Below are 14,552 nucleotides of genomic sequence, written 5' to 3'. Positions count from 1 at the left end.
AAGGTCTCAAAGACATCGGGACGTTGAGCCTCACCGACAAGGGGCTGTAGTCCTTCGCCGCATAAAAACGGTTTTTTTCAGAATTTGGCCCTGTTTTGCGTTTGGCTGTCTCGTGACCATGGCGCCTCCTACGCGCGGCTCTGCTGCCGTGCAAAACACTCTGGAGGTTCCATGTTCACGGTTCCCACACACGTGGGCGCGCCGCGGCGCGCGCTTGCGCTGGCTTTGGCCACGTTGCTGTTTCCCACCGTATCGGTCGCACAGGTTAATGCGGGCAGTGGACAGATCGTGTCGCCACCGCCAGGCAATTACTTCACGACAGGAGACGATGAGCATGGGTTCTGGGCGCACGACGGCGGCTTGATCAACTCCACGGGCGGTGCATTCATCAGCACCTCCGGCGCCGATGCCTATGGCGTGACCAGCGAAGGCCTCGACTCGACCATCACCGTGACAGGCGGTGACATTTTCACCTCGGGAGCCAATGCGTTCGGTGCCTCAGCGCAGGCGGGCGCGACCGTTGCCATCGCAGGCGTGGACAGCAGCAACCCCATGCGCATCCAGACCATGGGGCAGGGGGCGCACGCGGTGCGCGCCACGGGTGCGGGTTCCGTGGTCACCATTTCAAAGGCCGAAATCGAAACCATGGCCGACGACGTCTACGGCTTGCACGTGACGGATCAGGCCAGCGCCACGCTCAATGGCAATGTGGATGTGCTCACGCATGGCGCCGGATCACATGCCCTGGTTGGGGACGGCGCGCGCAGCCGCATCACGGTGCAGGGCGGGCGCATTGAAACCGAGGGCCAGGGCGCTGCAGGTGTGGCGATGCGCGATGGCGCGGTGGCCATCCTCGCGGGCTCCACGATCGTTACCGGAGGCGCAGATGCAGCCGGCATCACGGTCACCGGTGTGAGTTCACAGGCCACGCTGTCCAATGGCGGCATCCAGACGACGGGGGACGGTGCGCACGGCGTGGTTGCCGCGGCCGGTGCGCGCGCGAATCTTTCCAGTACCTCCGTCACCACGAATGGGAATGCCAGCGCCGTGTCGGCCAACGATGCCTCGGTGACGGTGGACAACACCCAGCTGCTCAGTCACGGCAATGCCCCGGCCATTCAGGCGCGTAATGGCGCGACGGTGACGGTGCAGAACCGCAGCAGCATTGCCGTGGACCGTGACGGCGCCGTCGCGCTTCAGGTGCACGGCGGCAGCATGGCGCCGACGGTCGTGAATGTGATCAACAGTGAGCTGACCAGCACCACGGGAACACTCATCACGGCGGGTAGCGGACGCAGCCATGTGCGTGCAGAAGATGCGCATCTGCACGGCGGCACCACCCTGCTGGACGCAGCGGCGGGTGCGGACATGACATTGCAGGTGATCCGCTCCTCTGCACTGGGTGACGCCCTCGTGGCGACGGGCGGAGCCGCCCGTATCTCGCTGGAAGACAATGCCCTGTGGACCGGACGTGGCATGGGGCTGGAATCGGTCAATGTCGACGGCAGCAGCGCGTGGGCGCTGACGGGTGACTCGTCCATCGGCGCCCTGGGGCTCGATGGCCTCGTGGCCTTCGAGGGCGAGCCCGATACCTGGTCGTCGCTGCGTGTAGCCAATGATCTTGGCGGCTCGGGCGGCGTCATTTCGATGCGGGCTCGTCTTGGCGACCCCCGCCGCCTGCCAGATATATCGGATCGGGTATTGATTGAAGGCAACGTCACCACGTCCGGCACCACGATGCTCGACGTCGAGGCGCAGGGTTCCGGCGCCCTCACCGACAGCAATCACAACGGCGTTATCGACGCCAGCGAGGGCATCTCGCTCGTGCAGGTCAGTGGCCAGTCGCGTGCTGACGCCTTCGCGCTTCTTCAAGGTTACGTGGCAGCCGGCCCGTTCCAGTACGAGTTGCAGGCCTTCGGTCCCGGCGAGGTTGATCCCACGCAGAGCGCTCTGGCGGGACCGTTGAACTGGGACTATCGACTCGGCAATCGCTACGTTTGTCAGGTTGAGCCTTGCGGCCCCTTGTTTCCGGGGCCCGACCCGGGCTCGGACCCTGGAGCGGGTTCAGGCTCGGGTGCGGGTCCAGGCCCCGGCGAGGGCTTGCCCGAAGGCATGCGTCCGGCCGTAGTGCCGCAGTTGCCGGCTTATCTGGTGACACCGCTGGCGCTGGGAGCGTATGGCGGTCGTTTGATGGACACGCTGCATCAGCGCCTGGGAGAAATCCGCCACGTGGTGCCGTCCGGCGATCTGGGGGGCGAAGTATTCGCGCGTTACGTTGGCGCCCGTCAGTCCTATCGCACGGACCTGAGCTTTGATCGCTTCGGTTACAACTTCCGCCAGCAGGACAACGCGTTGCAGCTGGGCGGCAGTCTTCTTGCGTTTGCTGCTGATACCTCTGTGCTGCGTGCCGGGTGGGCGCTGGACAAGGGCACGATCCACGTCACGCCTTCGGCGGCCGATGGCAACAGCCGTGCACGATACGACGCCAGCGGCGTGTCCGCATGGCTCACCTGGCAGGATGAAAGTGGCTTCTACGCTGACGCCATTGCCGGTGGCCGCCAGTTCCGCGGTGACGTGGGCACCGACCTGCGTGGCGAGAATGTGGCCAGAGTGCGCGGCTCCGACTCGTTTGTTTCCGTGGAGCTTGGACATCCCTTCGCCATGGGCGAGGGCTGGATGGTGGAACCACAGGTGCAGGCAAGCTGGCAGTCCCTGCGGACGCAGGCTTTCACCGATCGCGATGGTGTGGAAGTGGGCGCCACGCGTGTCGGACGGCTGACCCAGCGTGTGGGCATGCGTATCGGCCGCTTCGTGGACCCGACGTTCTCGCCCTATGCGCGCGTCGACGTGATCCGCAACGCAGGCGGTCGCGGTGCGCTGGTTGCCGGCGCCGGCACGTACCGCACGGCGTTCGACATGGGGCGCGCAGGCAATCAGTACCGCGTGGGTGTGGGCGCCACCTGGCGATTCGCGCGGAACTGGTCGCTGTATGGCGAAGGCGATTATCTTGCGCCCATCGGCAGCAACGGCTTCCGGGGTTACAACGCCACCCTTGGATTGCGCTGGAATATCTGACGCACGCTCAGGCGGGCAGTCCGGCATGTGCCGGCTGCCCGCCGCAGTGGTCAGGCAAACGGCGCGAGGTACACGGCCGGGTTGGCATTGAGACCCGCCTTCACGGCGCGGGCCGTGTCGTCAGCCAGCACTTCCTCGGTGCCGGCAGCGATGCCTTCCACGGTGCGCAGGGCCACTTCTTCGGGGCTGACCTTCGGAGCGTCCACGGCGCGGACCATGTCCGTGTCGATGTATCCGGCGTGTACGGCCACCACCAGCGTGCCCTGATCACGCAGCTCGTGGCGCAGCGCATTGGTCAGCGACCACGCGGCTGCCTTCGACACGGAGTAAGCCGGAATGCCGGGCACATGCGTCCAGCTGAGCGCCGAAAGCATGTTCACCAGCGCACCGCCGCCATTGCGGGCAAGAATAGGCGCAAACGCCTGCGCCACCCGCTGTACGCCGTAGAAGTTGGTTTCGAAAACATCCCGCAATGCGCGCTCGCCGTTGTCACTGGCCAGGCCCGAACCGTGACCGCTGATGCCGGCGTTGTTGATCACGATCTGCACATCGCCCAGCGCTGCGGCCGCGGCGGCCACGCTGGCCGGATCGGTAACGTCCAGTTGCACAGGCGTGAGCCCGACATCCCCGGGCACGCTGGCCGGATTGCGTGCTCCCGCATAAACCTTCGTCGCTCCCGCGGCGAGCAGCGCCTTGGCGAATGCCAGTCCCAATCCGCGATTGGCGCCGGTGACAAGTGCGACAGAGCCTTTGATATTCATGGTGATTCCCGGGTCTCGAAAGGAAAGAATGGCGTCGCCGCTGCTTTGCAATGACGACTGTCATCCAATATGATGACCATAATTTGAAAACGCAAGAGGCGGCCTGATCATGCGCTACGACAAAGGGCACAAAGAGCAAACGCGCCAACGCATCCTGGATGCGGCAGCGTCACGTTTCCGTGCTGAAGGCATCGAGGCGGTGGGCGTGGTCAGCCTGATGAACGACGTTGGCCTTACCCAGGGCGGCTTCTACAACCACTTTTCCTCCAAGGAGGATCTGGTGCGCGAAACGCTGACGGGTGGATTCTGCGCCGCCCGTGATGCGCTTCGCGCGCTGGTGGCGACGGGTGATGACGGTCTGGCCACCCTGGTAGACCATTACCTCAGCACGCAGCATCGCGATCACCCCGAAAGCGGGTGTGCCGCAGCGGCGCTGGCGCCGGAAATCGGCCGCCGCACGGCGGCCACGCGCGAGGTATTCACCGGCGGCGTGAAAGCCATGGTCGAGCTGATTGGTGACCAATTGCCTGAAGACCTCACGCGGGAGGCAAGGCAGGCCCGCGCGCTCGCGGTCTATGGCTCGCTGGTGGGCAGCCTTGCGCTGGCCCGTGCGGTAGACGATGAGGCTCTGTCTGAGCAGATGCTCAAGAGCGGTCGTCAGGCAGCCATGGCACTCGGCCGTCCGGCGGCGGGTTGATCAATGCGCTGGAGCAGGCAGCTGCCCCATGGCAGCGGTCTTCTCCGCGATCTTGGCGCGGATGGCGGGAATGGCAGCCAGCGCGGCGCGCTCACCTTCCAGGATGGCCACGTTCTTCTGATCGAAATCGGTGGGGCCGATGGTGCCGACCTTGGGACGAATGACGATGTCGGCGCGGCTCAGTTCCTGCTCGGCCAGCTTCTTGCCCATGATGGTGATCGACTGCCCGACGATGCCCATCATGCCGTCCGGATTGCTGCCGCTGGGTTTGGATGAGATATCCACCGCGATCACGATGTTCGCGCCCAGCTGGCGCGCCGCATCCACGGGAACCGGGCTGACGACGCCGCCATCCACGAAATGCTTGCCGCCGATGGCCACCGGTTCAAACACGCCAGGAATGCTGCTGGACGCCCGCACGGCCTGGCCAGTGTTGCCACGCACGAAGATGGCCCGTTCGCCGGTTTCCAGCTCGGTGGCCACGGCGGCGAACGGCATGCGCAGTTTTTCGATGGGCAGGTGGTGCACCAGTTCGTTGACGTAGTCTTCCAGCTTCTGTCCCTGCACGAGGCCGCCGGAGAACAGGCGCACGTCGCGGATCTTCGACTCATCCAGTGAAAACGCCTGCTGCTGCAACGCGAATGCATCCATGCCGCTGGCATACATCGCGCCCACGACGCTGCCCGCGCTGGTGCCCGAGACTACATCCACATGGATGCCGCTGGCCTCCAGCATCTTGATGACGCCGATGTGCGCAAAGCCCTTGGCCGCACCGCCGCCGAGCGCGAGGCCGATATGCGGCGTCGGGCTCAGTACCGGCAACGGGTTCGGCGGCGTGCTGGGCTTGGTGCCGAAGCAGCCGGCCAGCAGCGCGGTCGTCAAAATGATCAGGAGAGGGCGGGCGCGGCGCAGCGACATGGAAAGCCTTGGGGCAGGGCGTGATGATGCGTGATCGTCACCTGCGCGAGCGACAGGCCGGAGGCGACAATATGGCTTGGAAAGGGCGCGCCCCATCGGGCGCGCCCGGCGACGTCAGTCGCGCGTGTCGTCAGCTTCGGTGTGATACCGCGTGGCAATGGCAATTTCGTTCTTCGAGCCCAGGAACACCGGCACGCGCTGGTGCAGGGCGTTGGGCTGAAGATCCATGATGCGCTCGCGTCCGGTGGTGGCCGCACCGCCCGCCTGTTCCACGATGAAGGCCATGGGATTGGCTTCGTACATGAGGCGCAGCTTGCCGGTATCGCCCTTGGCTTTGATCTTCGCGTCGATCGGGTAAATGAACACGCCGCCGCGGGTCACGATGCGATGCACGTCGGCCACCATCGAGGCCACCCAGCGCATATTGAAATCACGACCGCGCGGGCCCGTGGTGCCGGCCAGCAGCTCGCCGATATAGCGCTGCACGGGTGCTTCCCAATGGCGCTGGTTCGACATGTTGATGGCGAATTCGCCGGTGTCCTCGGGAATTATCATGCCGCGCTTGGTCAGCACGAAGCTGCCGTGCTCGCGGTCGAGGGTGAACTCGTGCACGCCGTGTCCGAAGGTCAGCACCAGGATCGTGCTGGGACCATAAACCACATAGCCGGCCGCCACCTGAGCGGTGCCGGGCTGGAGGAAGTGCTCCACTTTGGGTTCGGTCACGTCATCCGGGCAACGCAGCACCGAGAAGATCGTACCCACCGACACGTTCACGTCGATGTTGGACGAACCGTCCAGCGGATCGAACAACAGCAGGTGGTTGCCCTTCGGGTACATGTCCGGAATGGGCTGCGGATCTTCCATTTCCTCCGACGCACAGGCCGCCAGATGGCCACCCCAGGCGTTCGCTTCGAGCAGGATCTCGTTGGAAATGACGTCGAGCTTCTTCTGCGCCTCGCCCTGCACGTTGTCGGTGCCGGCGTTTCCCAGCACGCCGCCGAGGGCGCCCTTGCCGGTCGCCACCGAAATGCGCTTGCACGCACGCGCGACCACTTCAATGAGAAGACTCAGCTGCGCATTGATGTGACCTGCGCGTTTTTCCTCGATCAGGAACTGGATCAGCGAAATAGGGCGTGACATGAGCGGGGCGGATTCCTGGCGCGAAAGACCGCATTGTCCGTGGGTCGCATGAACCGCGCCAGAGGGGCTGCTGACAGTACGTTGTCAGCAGGAGGGGAACACACTGGTGTCCACGGAATGGGAGAGGGGCACGGTGATGCGCGATGCAGTGTATTTCCTGATTTTCGACGGATTTGCCGACTGGCAGACGGCGTTGGCGCTCTACGAAATTCGTCGGCCATGCGATTGGCGGGTGAGGGTGATCGCGCAGACCATGACCCCGGTGCAGTCAGCCAGTGGCTTGCGGGTCACGCCGGATGAAACGCTCGATGCCCTGGAACCCGCGCACGCGGCGTTGATCGTGTTGCCGGGTGGCCATGCGTGGGAACGCGGTCGTCTGGACTACGCCGCACATGCCGCGCAGCGCGTCCACGATGCGGGAGGCACCGTCGCCGCCAGCGGCTCGGCCATGCTGGCCACCTCTCACCTGGCCGGCGGCTCACGTTATGTGTGCGCGCCCGAGCACGGAGGCTTGGAGTTTGCCCGCGGTGTCATCGCCGCCCTGGATCTGTACGAGCCCGGTGACCGCGAAAGCTGGTACCGGTTGTTCAAGCACGGCCACCCGGCAACTGCCTGAGGGACATTGAAAATGAACCGTTTTCTTGATCGTCTCGCCAAAGCGTATGCCCCGCTCGGTCAGCGCGGCCTCCTGTTTGATGGGCAGTATCAGTTCGCCGCGAAAGAGCCCGCACCTGAGGCTCCCGCCCTCGCGCCGGCCGACAAACGCGTGGCACGGCTCCGCTCCAGCACCGCGCGCACCCTTCGGCTTTATGCCCACCGGCCGCGTGGCGCGGCCCGCTGAAAGTGTGTTCGCAATGCTTCCCATGCACCCTGCCTTCCGGCGCTGGCGCCGGCCTGCTTCTTCCGCAAAGATCAATTCATGCGTCGAGCTGACCGTCTGTTCCTCATCATCAATGCCTTGCGCGGCAGGCGCACGGCGCTGCCAGCGCGTCAGCTGGCAGCCACGCTGGAGGTTTCGCTGCGCACGGTCTACCGCGATGTTGCCGACCTGCAATTGTCCGGCGTTCCTATCGAGGGTGAGGCGGGTGTCGGCTATGTGCTGCGCAAGGGCTCGGATATCCCTCCGCTGATGTTTTCCGCAGACGAACTGGAAGCACTGGTCGCCGGGACGCGTTTTGTCCGCGCGTTTGCAGGCGAGCGGCTGGCGCGCGAGGCGCAGTCCGCGCTCATCAAGATCGAGGCGGTGCTGCCCCCGGACCTGCGCGAGAAGTCGCGTCAGTCGCGCATTTATGCACCCATCTGGCGAGACGCAGAACAGTCCAAGGTGGCCGTGCTGCTCGATCAGCTGCACGCGGCCATCGCTACGCGGCACGTGCTCTGTCTGGATTATCGCGACGGTGAGGGCCGTACCAGCGTGCGCGAGGTCGAGCCGCTGTGCCTGTCGTTCTGGGGCGGGGCATGGACGCTGGGCAGCTGGTGCCGCATGCGGCAGCAGTTCCGCAATTTCCGGCCCGATCGCATCGCCGCCTGCCGTCTGCCGGGTGAAACGTTTGAACCCGTGGCCGGTCGGGACGTGGCGGCCTATCTGGCCATCATGCGCGGCGATTACGACGGCTTCGAGTAACCCGCCGGGGACTTTCGGCACCCCCCAGTCGCGCCCGTGAATGCGATCATCGATGCCTTCTTCTGCTTTTCCCGGACGTTACGCATGAATCGTTGGACCCGATGCCTGCTGCTGGCTGCCCTGGCCACCGGCGCGGCACATGCCACTGAGCCAGCAAGCACTTCCGCCGACGCCGCCTTCAGGAACATCTACACCACCGAGTGGGCGTGGCGGAATGGTCAGTCGGGTATCCAGTCATCGGGCGAATCCCAGCCGGGCAGTGGACGCCTGGATCAGGTCGACGCCGCCAGCCAGGAGCGCAAGCTCCGCTACTGGTCCGACGTGCTGGCGAAACTGGATCAGATGGATCCGAAGTCCCTGAGCCCGAATACGCAGATCGATTTCGCGATCTATCGCGCGCAGATCGCCAATTTCGTCGCGACGCAGCGCTTCGCGCAGTGGCAGATGCCCTTCAACAGCGACTCGGCCTTCTGGTCCGACATTGGCTATCAGCTGGGCGGCGATTCGCTGCACACCAAGGCCGACTATCAGCGCTATGTCACGCGGTTGCGCGACATTCCGGCGTATATCGACCAGGAAATCGCCAACATGCGCCTCGGGCTGGCGCGCGGTTTCACCGTTCCCCGCGAGGTTCTGAATGGGCGAGATGTGTCCATTGCCGCCGTGGCCAACCTCACCGCGCCCGAGAAAAGTGCGCTTTACGATCCTCTGACCTCCATGCCTGCCAGCATTCCGGCGGCCGATGCCGACGCGCTGCGTGCCGATGCCCGCCATGTCATCAGCAAACAGGTGATCCCGGCGTACGCGAAGCTGTTGCGTTTCTTCCGCGACGAGTACGTGCCGAAGGCGCGCACCACATTGGCTGCCGAGTCCTTGCCCGACGGCAAGGCGTACTACCAGCAGCAGATTCTGGAATACACGACGCTGACGCTCTCGCCCGATGACATCCACGCCATCGGCCTTCGCGAAGTAGCGAAGCTGCATGAGCAGATGGTGTCGACCATGAAGGAAACCGGCTTCAAGGGCAGCTTTCCGGAATTCCTGACCTTCCTGCGCACCGATCCTCAGTTCTACGCCAGGACGCCCGACGAGTTGCTGATGCGTACCGCCTGGGTTGCCAAGCAGGTGGACGCGAAGCTCGGCCGTTACTTCGGCCTGCTGCCCCGTCAGCGCTTTGCCATTGAGCCGGTACCGGCGGATATCGCGCCGTATTACACGTCCGGCCGCGGCGGCGCGGACGTGTATCTGGTCAACACCTACGATCTGCCGTCCCGTCCCCTGTTCAACATGCCGGCGCTTACGCTGCATGAGTCCATGCCTGGCCACGCGCTTCAGCTGGCTCTGAGCAACGAGCAGGTGGGACTGCCGGAATTCCGTCGTGACAGCTACATCTCGGCGTATGGCGAAGGCTGGGCGCTGTATAGCGAATACCTGGGTCAGGAGATGGGCATTTACCACACTCCTTACGAGCGATTCGGCTACCTTACCTATCAGATGTGGCGCGCTTGCCGCCTGGTGGTGGATACGGGCATTCACCACCTGGGCTGGACGCGTCAGCAGGCCATCGACTACCTCACCGTCAACACGGCGCTCAGCCAGCGCGAAATTGCCAACGAAGTGGACCGCTACATCAGCTGGCCGGGTCAGGCGCTGTCCTATGAGCTGGGCTATCTGAAAATCCGCGAGTTGCGCGAGCGCGCCGAGCGCGAACTTGGCGAGAAATTCGACCTTCGCGCGTTCCACGACACCGTGCTGGCGCTGGGGTCCGTGCCGTTGCCGGTGCTGGAGCAACAGGTGGATGCCTGGATTGCCGCGCGCCGCTAATCGTGAGGTCGCGCACGGAATCGCTGACTCGCAGCGCCTACGATTCCCTGCAAGCAGGAGCTTTCCCTATGGAGTATGATGTCGCTTAACTTCACAGGGAAAGCTCGCGATGCACGCAGTCGTTCACGGTGAAAGCCCTCCCGCAATGGCGGATCTGGGTGGCCCGGCCCTCCGCGCATTCTTCGCGCTGGCCGAGCGCTGGGATCTGCGTGTTGCCGAGCAGCGCACCCTGTTGGGTGATCCGCCCGAATCGACGTTCTACAAATGGAAACGCCAGCAGGACGGCACGCCGTCACGCGATGTGATCGAACGCATCAGTTATCTGCTGGGCATTTACAAGGACTTGCAGATTTTGTTCCCCGACTCCGATCAGGCTGACGCGTGGATTCGCAAGCCCAATGACGCCTCGCTGTTCGGCGGCGCGCCGGCACTGGCCCGCATGCTTTCGGGCAATGTGGCTGACCTGTATGTGGTGCGCCAATACCTGGACGCCCAGCGCGGCTGGAACGGATGAGCGAATCGCCGCCGATCCGGCGGATTCGCTGGGCGCGTGCCTGGCGGATTGTCGCCAGCCGGTTTCCGCCCGTGGGCGTGTTTGACCGGATTGCCGACCCGGCAGATATCGACGCCGTGCTGGCCGTCGAATCCCTGACTAACCCGCGACTGCGCGAAGAAATCGGCGCGCTGCGCCTGGTGCCGCCAGAGCGTCGGGTGTCGGGCCACGGCACCACGCCGATCATGGCCGCCTTTACTCACCTGAGCCCGGAAGGCAGCCGCTTTTCCGACGGCCATTGGGGTGTGTTCTACGCCGCGCATTCGCTGGCCACGGCCATCGAAGAAACCGTGTTCCACAGGCAGAACTTCCTTGCCGCCACCCACGAGCCGCCCACCGACATCGAAATGCGCTGCTACACGATGGGTATTCAGGGGCGCCTGCATGATCTGCGCGGAGGCTGGCCTGATGCTCACGACCCGGATAGCTACGCCCGCAGCGTGACGCTGGCTCGCCAGCTGCGCGCCGAGGGTTCCAACGGCATCGTGTACGACAGCGTGCGTGACCCCGGCGGCGTGTGCGTCGCCGCGTTCTTCCCCGACCTGATGTCGCCCTGCACGCAGGCCGAGCACCTCATCTACCGATGGGATGGCAAGCGCATTGCCGCCGTATTGAAGGTGCAGGCCGTGGAACGGACCAAAGAATCCAAGTCCCCAGCAAAAGGTAACTCATGAAACGACTGCTCATTGCCGCCGCCGCTCTTCTGCTGGCCGCTCCTGTCCTTGCCAGGGGGCCGGACCACAGCAAGTGGGAAACGGACATCCAGGCTTTCGAAACCCAGGACAAGGCCTCCGCTCCCGCCCCCGGGGCCGTGCTCTTCATCGGCAGTTCGTCCATCCGCTTCTGGAAAGATCTTTCCACGGACTTCCCCCGTTTTCGTGTCATCAACCGTGGTTTCGGCGGGTCTGACCTCGACGACGCCACTGCCTTTGCGGGTCGCATCGTGACGCCGTACAAGCCGGCCGCCATCGTGCTGTACGCCGGCGACAACGATCTGATGAACGGCGACACGCCCGAACAGGTGCGCGATGACTTCGTAGCCTTCGTTGGGCGCGTTCGCAAAGATCAGCCGCACGTTCCCGTGGCTTTCATTTCCATCAAGCCGAGCGTGTCGCGCCGCGCATTGCTACCCAACATTCTGAAGAGCAACGCACTTATTCGCGAATGGGCGTCCAGACAGAAGGACGTCTCGTTCATCGATATCGTTCCGCAGATGGTGGATGCCCACGGCGAGCCGCGTCCGGAGCTTTTCATCGAAGATGGCCTGCACATGAATCGCACGGGCTACGCCATTTGGACGGCCAAGGTCGAACCATGGCTGGAACTGCATGCAAAATCGGCTGAAGTTAAACAGACACCGAATAACGAAGGTCAGTGACACGGGAACTTCACGACTCGCCCCGTATCTATACACGCGATCGCTGCGAAGCGACCTGTTGGCAAGCGGGTTTTGTTGTTACCGATTGCCCCGGACCTGGCCAGTTCCCCTGCTGGCTCGGGTCCGACGTAAACCCCGGCGAATCCTCCCCTGGATGCCGGGGTTTTGTTTTTCCGGCGTTCTTCCCTGAACGAATGGCATCAACTTTCGTCTCCCGCGTTGAACTTCATCCGTGACGCCCTATCTAAGTCAGTGATCGCCGCGAGGGCGACCTGTTGGCAGACGTCGTGTTCCTTTGTCGTCTGTCCCGGGTCCCGCTGGTTCCCCTGCCAGCCTGGATCCGACACAAGGCCCCGGCATTTCCTCCCCTGGATGCCGGGGCATTTTTTTGGGTACGTTTTTTACCTGAACGAATGCCATCAAACGTCCTCGTCTCCTTGAACTTAGTCGCGCTCCCCTTATCTAAGTATTCGATCGCTGCGAAGCGACCTGTTGGCAATCGGCGTTTGTTGTTACCGATTGTCCCGGGCCCCGCCAGTTCCCCTGCTGGCCTGGGTCCGACTGCAACCCCGGCATCTCCTCCCCTGGATGCCGGGGTTTTATTTTTTCCGCTCCCGAAACGTAGCTACATCGTGCGCTGTCGTTTCTCATCACATGCCAAAACCGTGTAGTCCGCGTACGCGGATTGGCCGCGTTTGCGTAGGGCAAAAAAAACGCGCCTCGAGGGCGCGTTTTCTTGCGGGTGTTGATGTGGTCTCAGGAAAGGCGGTGGTACGGCTTGATGGAAGTGTCGAAGGCACGCCACACGCCATCGATGCCTTCAATGTTCAACACCACATTTGAGGTTTGCGTGGCTGCCTCAAGTCGACGGGCCTCGGTGATCGCGCATTCCAGCGCATCGTCACGCGAACAGAACTCCCCGTACTCCGACTCGTTTTTCTGCAGCAGCCAGAGACCGGGACCAACCGATTCAAAGGGAATGTCGAAGACAACCACGGTGCGCTCTTCAATGAGTGGGATTGCCTTCCATCCTACGGGGCTGATTGTTAGGCGGCCGTTGAGATGAGGTTCAGTTGTCCGCGTTTGTGGCCCAGCCTTCGCGATTTCCTGTGGTGAAAACATGATCAGTGGTCAGGATTTGACCAGCGGCGACGGGAGCCCGCTGGGTCAGACGCTCGTAAATGGGTGTGAAGTCCGGGCCGGTGGCGTCAAAAAGCTGCTCAAAGCTGTCGATCACGAAGTACGTCTGCTGGTAGGAATCAATCCTGTAGCGCGTGCTCATCACCCGCTCAAGGTCAAATCCGACGCGATTCGGAGAGGCCGAATCAATGGAATAGATGGACTCGCCCTTGGAGCTGACGATGCCTGCGCCGTAAATGCGCAAACCCGCATCCGTGCGGATCAGGCCGAATTCCACCGTGTACCAGTACAGGCGCGTCAGATTCATCAGCGCCTCCGGCCCGATGGCGTGAGCCTTCATGCCGCCCTTGCCGTACGCCTCCATGTAATCGGCGAACACGGGGTTCAGCAGCAGCGGCACATGGCCAAACAGGTCGTGGAACAGATCCGGCTCGGACAGGTAATCCAGCTGATCCGGCCGGCGGATCCACCAGCTCACCGGAAAGCGGCGATGGGCAAGATGGTCAAAAAACACCTCATCGGGCAGCAGCCCTTCCACGGCCACCACTTCCCAGCCGGTCGCCGCACGCAGCACCTTGTTCAGGTCGTCGAAGCGGGGAATGCCGCCGTCGCCCAGGCCAAAACGCTCTACGCCTTCCAGAAATTCCTTGCAGGCATACCCGGGCAGCATCTCTCGCTGGCGTTTGAAGAGCGTGTCCCACACCTCATGGTCGGTACGCGAGTAGCTGGACCACGGCTGCTCCACAGTTCCTGTGGCATACACGGGCACGTAGCCACGATCGGTCTGTTGGTGTTCGACGCGACGGGGGATGTCCATGGGGGCCTCCTTATAAGGCGCAGCTTGATCTGACATCCAGCGTAGCGCGGCAAACGCGCAATGAGTTTGCTTTGTTGCATGCCAGGGGTATGGTGGTGCAATAAAATTGTGTCAATGTGACTTTGAGGACATTAATCATGCAAGACCACGCCATGGATCGTATCGACCTGCGGATTCTGGCCGCCTTGCAGACCGACGGCCGCATGACTAACTCCGACTTGGCAAATGTCGTGAACCTGTCGGCGTCAGCCTGTCTGCGCCGGGTCCAGCGCCTGGAAGCGGACGGCGTCATTGCTGGCTACGGCGCGCGGGTGAATCCGCAGTCGGTGGGCCTCGGCCTCCAGGCCTTCGTGCGCGTGCAGTTGGCCAAACACGACGGAAGCTCCATCGAGGGATTTGTCGAGCGGGTCCGGGATTGGGAAGAAGTGGTGGCCTGCCATGCGCTTACCGGCGACATGGACTACCTTCTGCACGTCTATGTTGCGGATCTGGAAGGATTCTCGCGCTTCCTGCTCGATAAACTTCTCAATGCCGCAGGCGTGGCCGACGTCAACACAAGCTTTGTCTTGCGTACGGTCAAGGACTCGGGAAATCTACCGCTGTCGACGCGGTAATCGCGGGGCGA

The 14,552-nt window shown here is 63.3% G+C and carries 15 protein-coding genes; 10 read left to right on the top strand and 5 right to left on the bottom strand.

Features of this window, described 5'->3' with window-relative positions; all coding sequences use genetic code 11:
• Positions 1-171: 171 nt before the first annotated feature.
• Positions 172-3,075, top strand: a complete 2,904-nt coding sequence (locus tag FHW69_RS05880) for an autotransporter outer membrane beta-barrel domain-containing protein (protein ID WP_183422045.1) — start codon at positions 172-174, stop codon at positions 3,073-3,075.
• A 50-nt stretch (positions 3,076-3,125) separates the two neighbouring features.
• Here FHW69_RS05880 and FHW69_RS05875 read toward each other — a convergent pair whose 3' ends face one another.
• Positions 3,126-3,836 carry an SDR family oxidoreductase gene (locus FHW69_RS05875; protein WP_183422044.1) on the bottom strand — a complete coding sequence of 237 codons (711 nt, stop codon included), beginning with the start codon at positions 3,834-3,836 and terminating at the stop codon, positions 3,126-3,128.
• A gap of 109 nt (positions 3,837-3,945) precedes the next feature.
• On the opposite strand from FHW69_RS05875, the gene FHW69_RS05870 reads away from it, so the two are divergent.
• Positions 3,946-4,533 (top strand): TetR/AcrR family transcriptional regulator, encoded by a 588-nt coding sequence (locus FHW69_RS05870; protein ID WP_183422043.1) that lies wholly within the window; start codon positions 3,946-3,948, stop codon positions 4,531-4,533.
• Here the strand turns inward: FHW69_RS05870 and FHW69_RS05865 are convergent, their stop codons facing one another.
• Together FHW69_RS05865 and FHW69_RS05860 are read right to left on the bottom strand one after the other, a co-directional pair.
• Positions 4,534-5,451 (bottom strand): patatin-like phospholipase family protein, encoded by a 918-nt coding sequence (locus FHW69_RS05865; protein WP_183422042.1) that lies wholly within the window; start codon positions 5,449-5,451, stop codon positions 4,534-4,536.
• Positions 5,452-5,565: 114 nt separating this feature from the next.
• On the bottom strand, positions 5,566-6,591 hold the full coding sequence (locus tag FHW69_RS05860; RefSeq protein ID WP_183422041.1) for a class 1 fructose-bisphosphatase: 1,026 nt from the start codon (positions 6,589-6,591) through the stop codon (positions 5,566-5,568).
• A 106-nt stretch (positions 6,592-6,697) separates the two neighbouring features.
• Here FHW69_RS05860 and FHW69_RS05855 point away from each other — a divergent pair, with 106 nt between their 5' ends.
• The 7 genes from FHW69_RS05855 to FHW69_RS05825 all read left to right on the top strand — a co-directional run bounded on the left by FHW69_RS05855 (position 6,698) and on the right by FHW69_RS05825 (position 11,970).
• Positions 6,698-7,207 carry a DJ-1/PfpI family protein gene (locus FHW69_RS05855; protein WP_343203970.1) on the top strand — a complete coding sequence of 170 codons (510 nt, stop codon included), beginning with the start codon at positions 6,698-6,700 and terminating at the stop codon, positions 7,205-7,207.
• A gap of 12 nt (positions 7,208-7,219) precedes the next feature.
• Positions 7,220-7,432: a hypothetical protein gene (locus tag FHW69_RS05850; RefSeq protein ID WP_183422040.1), complete on the top strand. Its 213-nt coding sequence runs from the start codon at positions 7,220-7,222 to the stop codon at positions 7,430-7,432.
• Positions 7,433-7,510: 78 nt separating this feature from the next.
• Complete coding sequence (locus FHW69_RS05845; protein ID WP_183422039.1) at positions 7,511-8,215, top strand: YafY family protein; 705 nt, start codon at positions 7,511-7,513, stop codon at positions 8,213-8,215.
• An 84-nt stretch (positions 8,216-8,299) separates the two neighbouring features.
• Positions 8,300-10,039, top strand: a complete 1,740-nt coding sequence (locus tag FHW69_RS05840; RefSeq protein WP_183422038.1) for a DUF885 family protein — start codon at positions 8,300-8,302, stop codon at positions 10,037-10,039.
• A gap of 109 nt (positions 10,040-10,148) precedes the next feature.
• The gene (locus FHW69_RS05835) at positions 10,149-10,553 is read left to right on the top strand and encodes an MbcA/ParS/Xre antitoxin family protein (protein WP_183422037.1); all 405 of its coding nucleotides are present in this window, start codon (positions 10,149-10,151) and stop codon (positions 10,551-10,553) included.
• The gene (locus FHW69_RS05830) at positions 10,550-11,266 is read left to right on the top strand and encodes an RES family NAD+ phosphorylase (protein ID WP_183422036.1); all 717 of its coding nucleotides are present in this window, start codon (positions 10,550-10,552) and stop codon (positions 11,264-11,266) included. Before FHW69_RS05835 ends, FHW69_RS05830 begins: the two co-directional genes overlap by 4 nt.
• Entirely contained in the window at positions 11,263-11,970 is a 708-nt protein-coding gene (locus tag FHW69_RS05825; RefSeq protein WP_183422035.1) for an SGNH/GDSL hydrolase family protein, read from the top strand. The genes FHW69_RS05830 and FHW69_RS05825 overlap by 4 nt, the downstream gene beginning before the upstream one ends.
• 756 nt (positions 11,971-12,726) lie before the next feature.
• Here FHW69_RS05825 and FHW69_RS05820 read toward each other — a convergent pair.
• Positions 12,727-12,966: a hypothetical protein gene (locus FHW69_RS05820; RefSeq protein ID WP_183422034.1), complete on the bottom strand. Its 240-nt coding sequence runs from the start codon at positions 12,964-12,966 to the stop codon at positions 12,727-12,729.
• Positions 12,967-13,039: 73 nt separating this feature from the next.
• Positions 13,040-13,927, bottom strand: coding sequence for a phenylalanine 4-monooxygenase (gene phhA / locus FHW69_RS05815; RefSeq protein WP_183422033.1), 888 nt, complete (start codon positions 13,925-13,927; stop codon positions 13,040-13,042).
• A gap of 152 nt (positions 13,928-14,079) precedes the next feature.
• On the opposite strand from phhA, the gene FHW69_RS05810 reads away from it, so the two are divergent.
• Positions 14,080-14,541, top strand: coding sequence for an Lrp/AsnC family transcriptional regulator (locus FHW69_RS05810; RefSeq protein WP_255494526.1), 462 nt, complete (start codon positions 14,080-14,082; stop codon positions 14,539-14,541).
• The last annotated feature ends 11 nt before the right edge of the window (positions 14,542-14,552 follow it).

The sequence above is a fragment of the Luteibacter sp. Sphag1AF genome, assembly GCF_014192715.1.
Classification (GTDB): Bacteria; Pseudomonadota; Gammaproteobacteria; order Xanthomonadales; family Rhodanobacteraceae; genus Luteibacter.
Note: the sequence above shows the minus strand (reverse complement) of the source record. Positions and strands in the feature narration are given on the sequence as shown.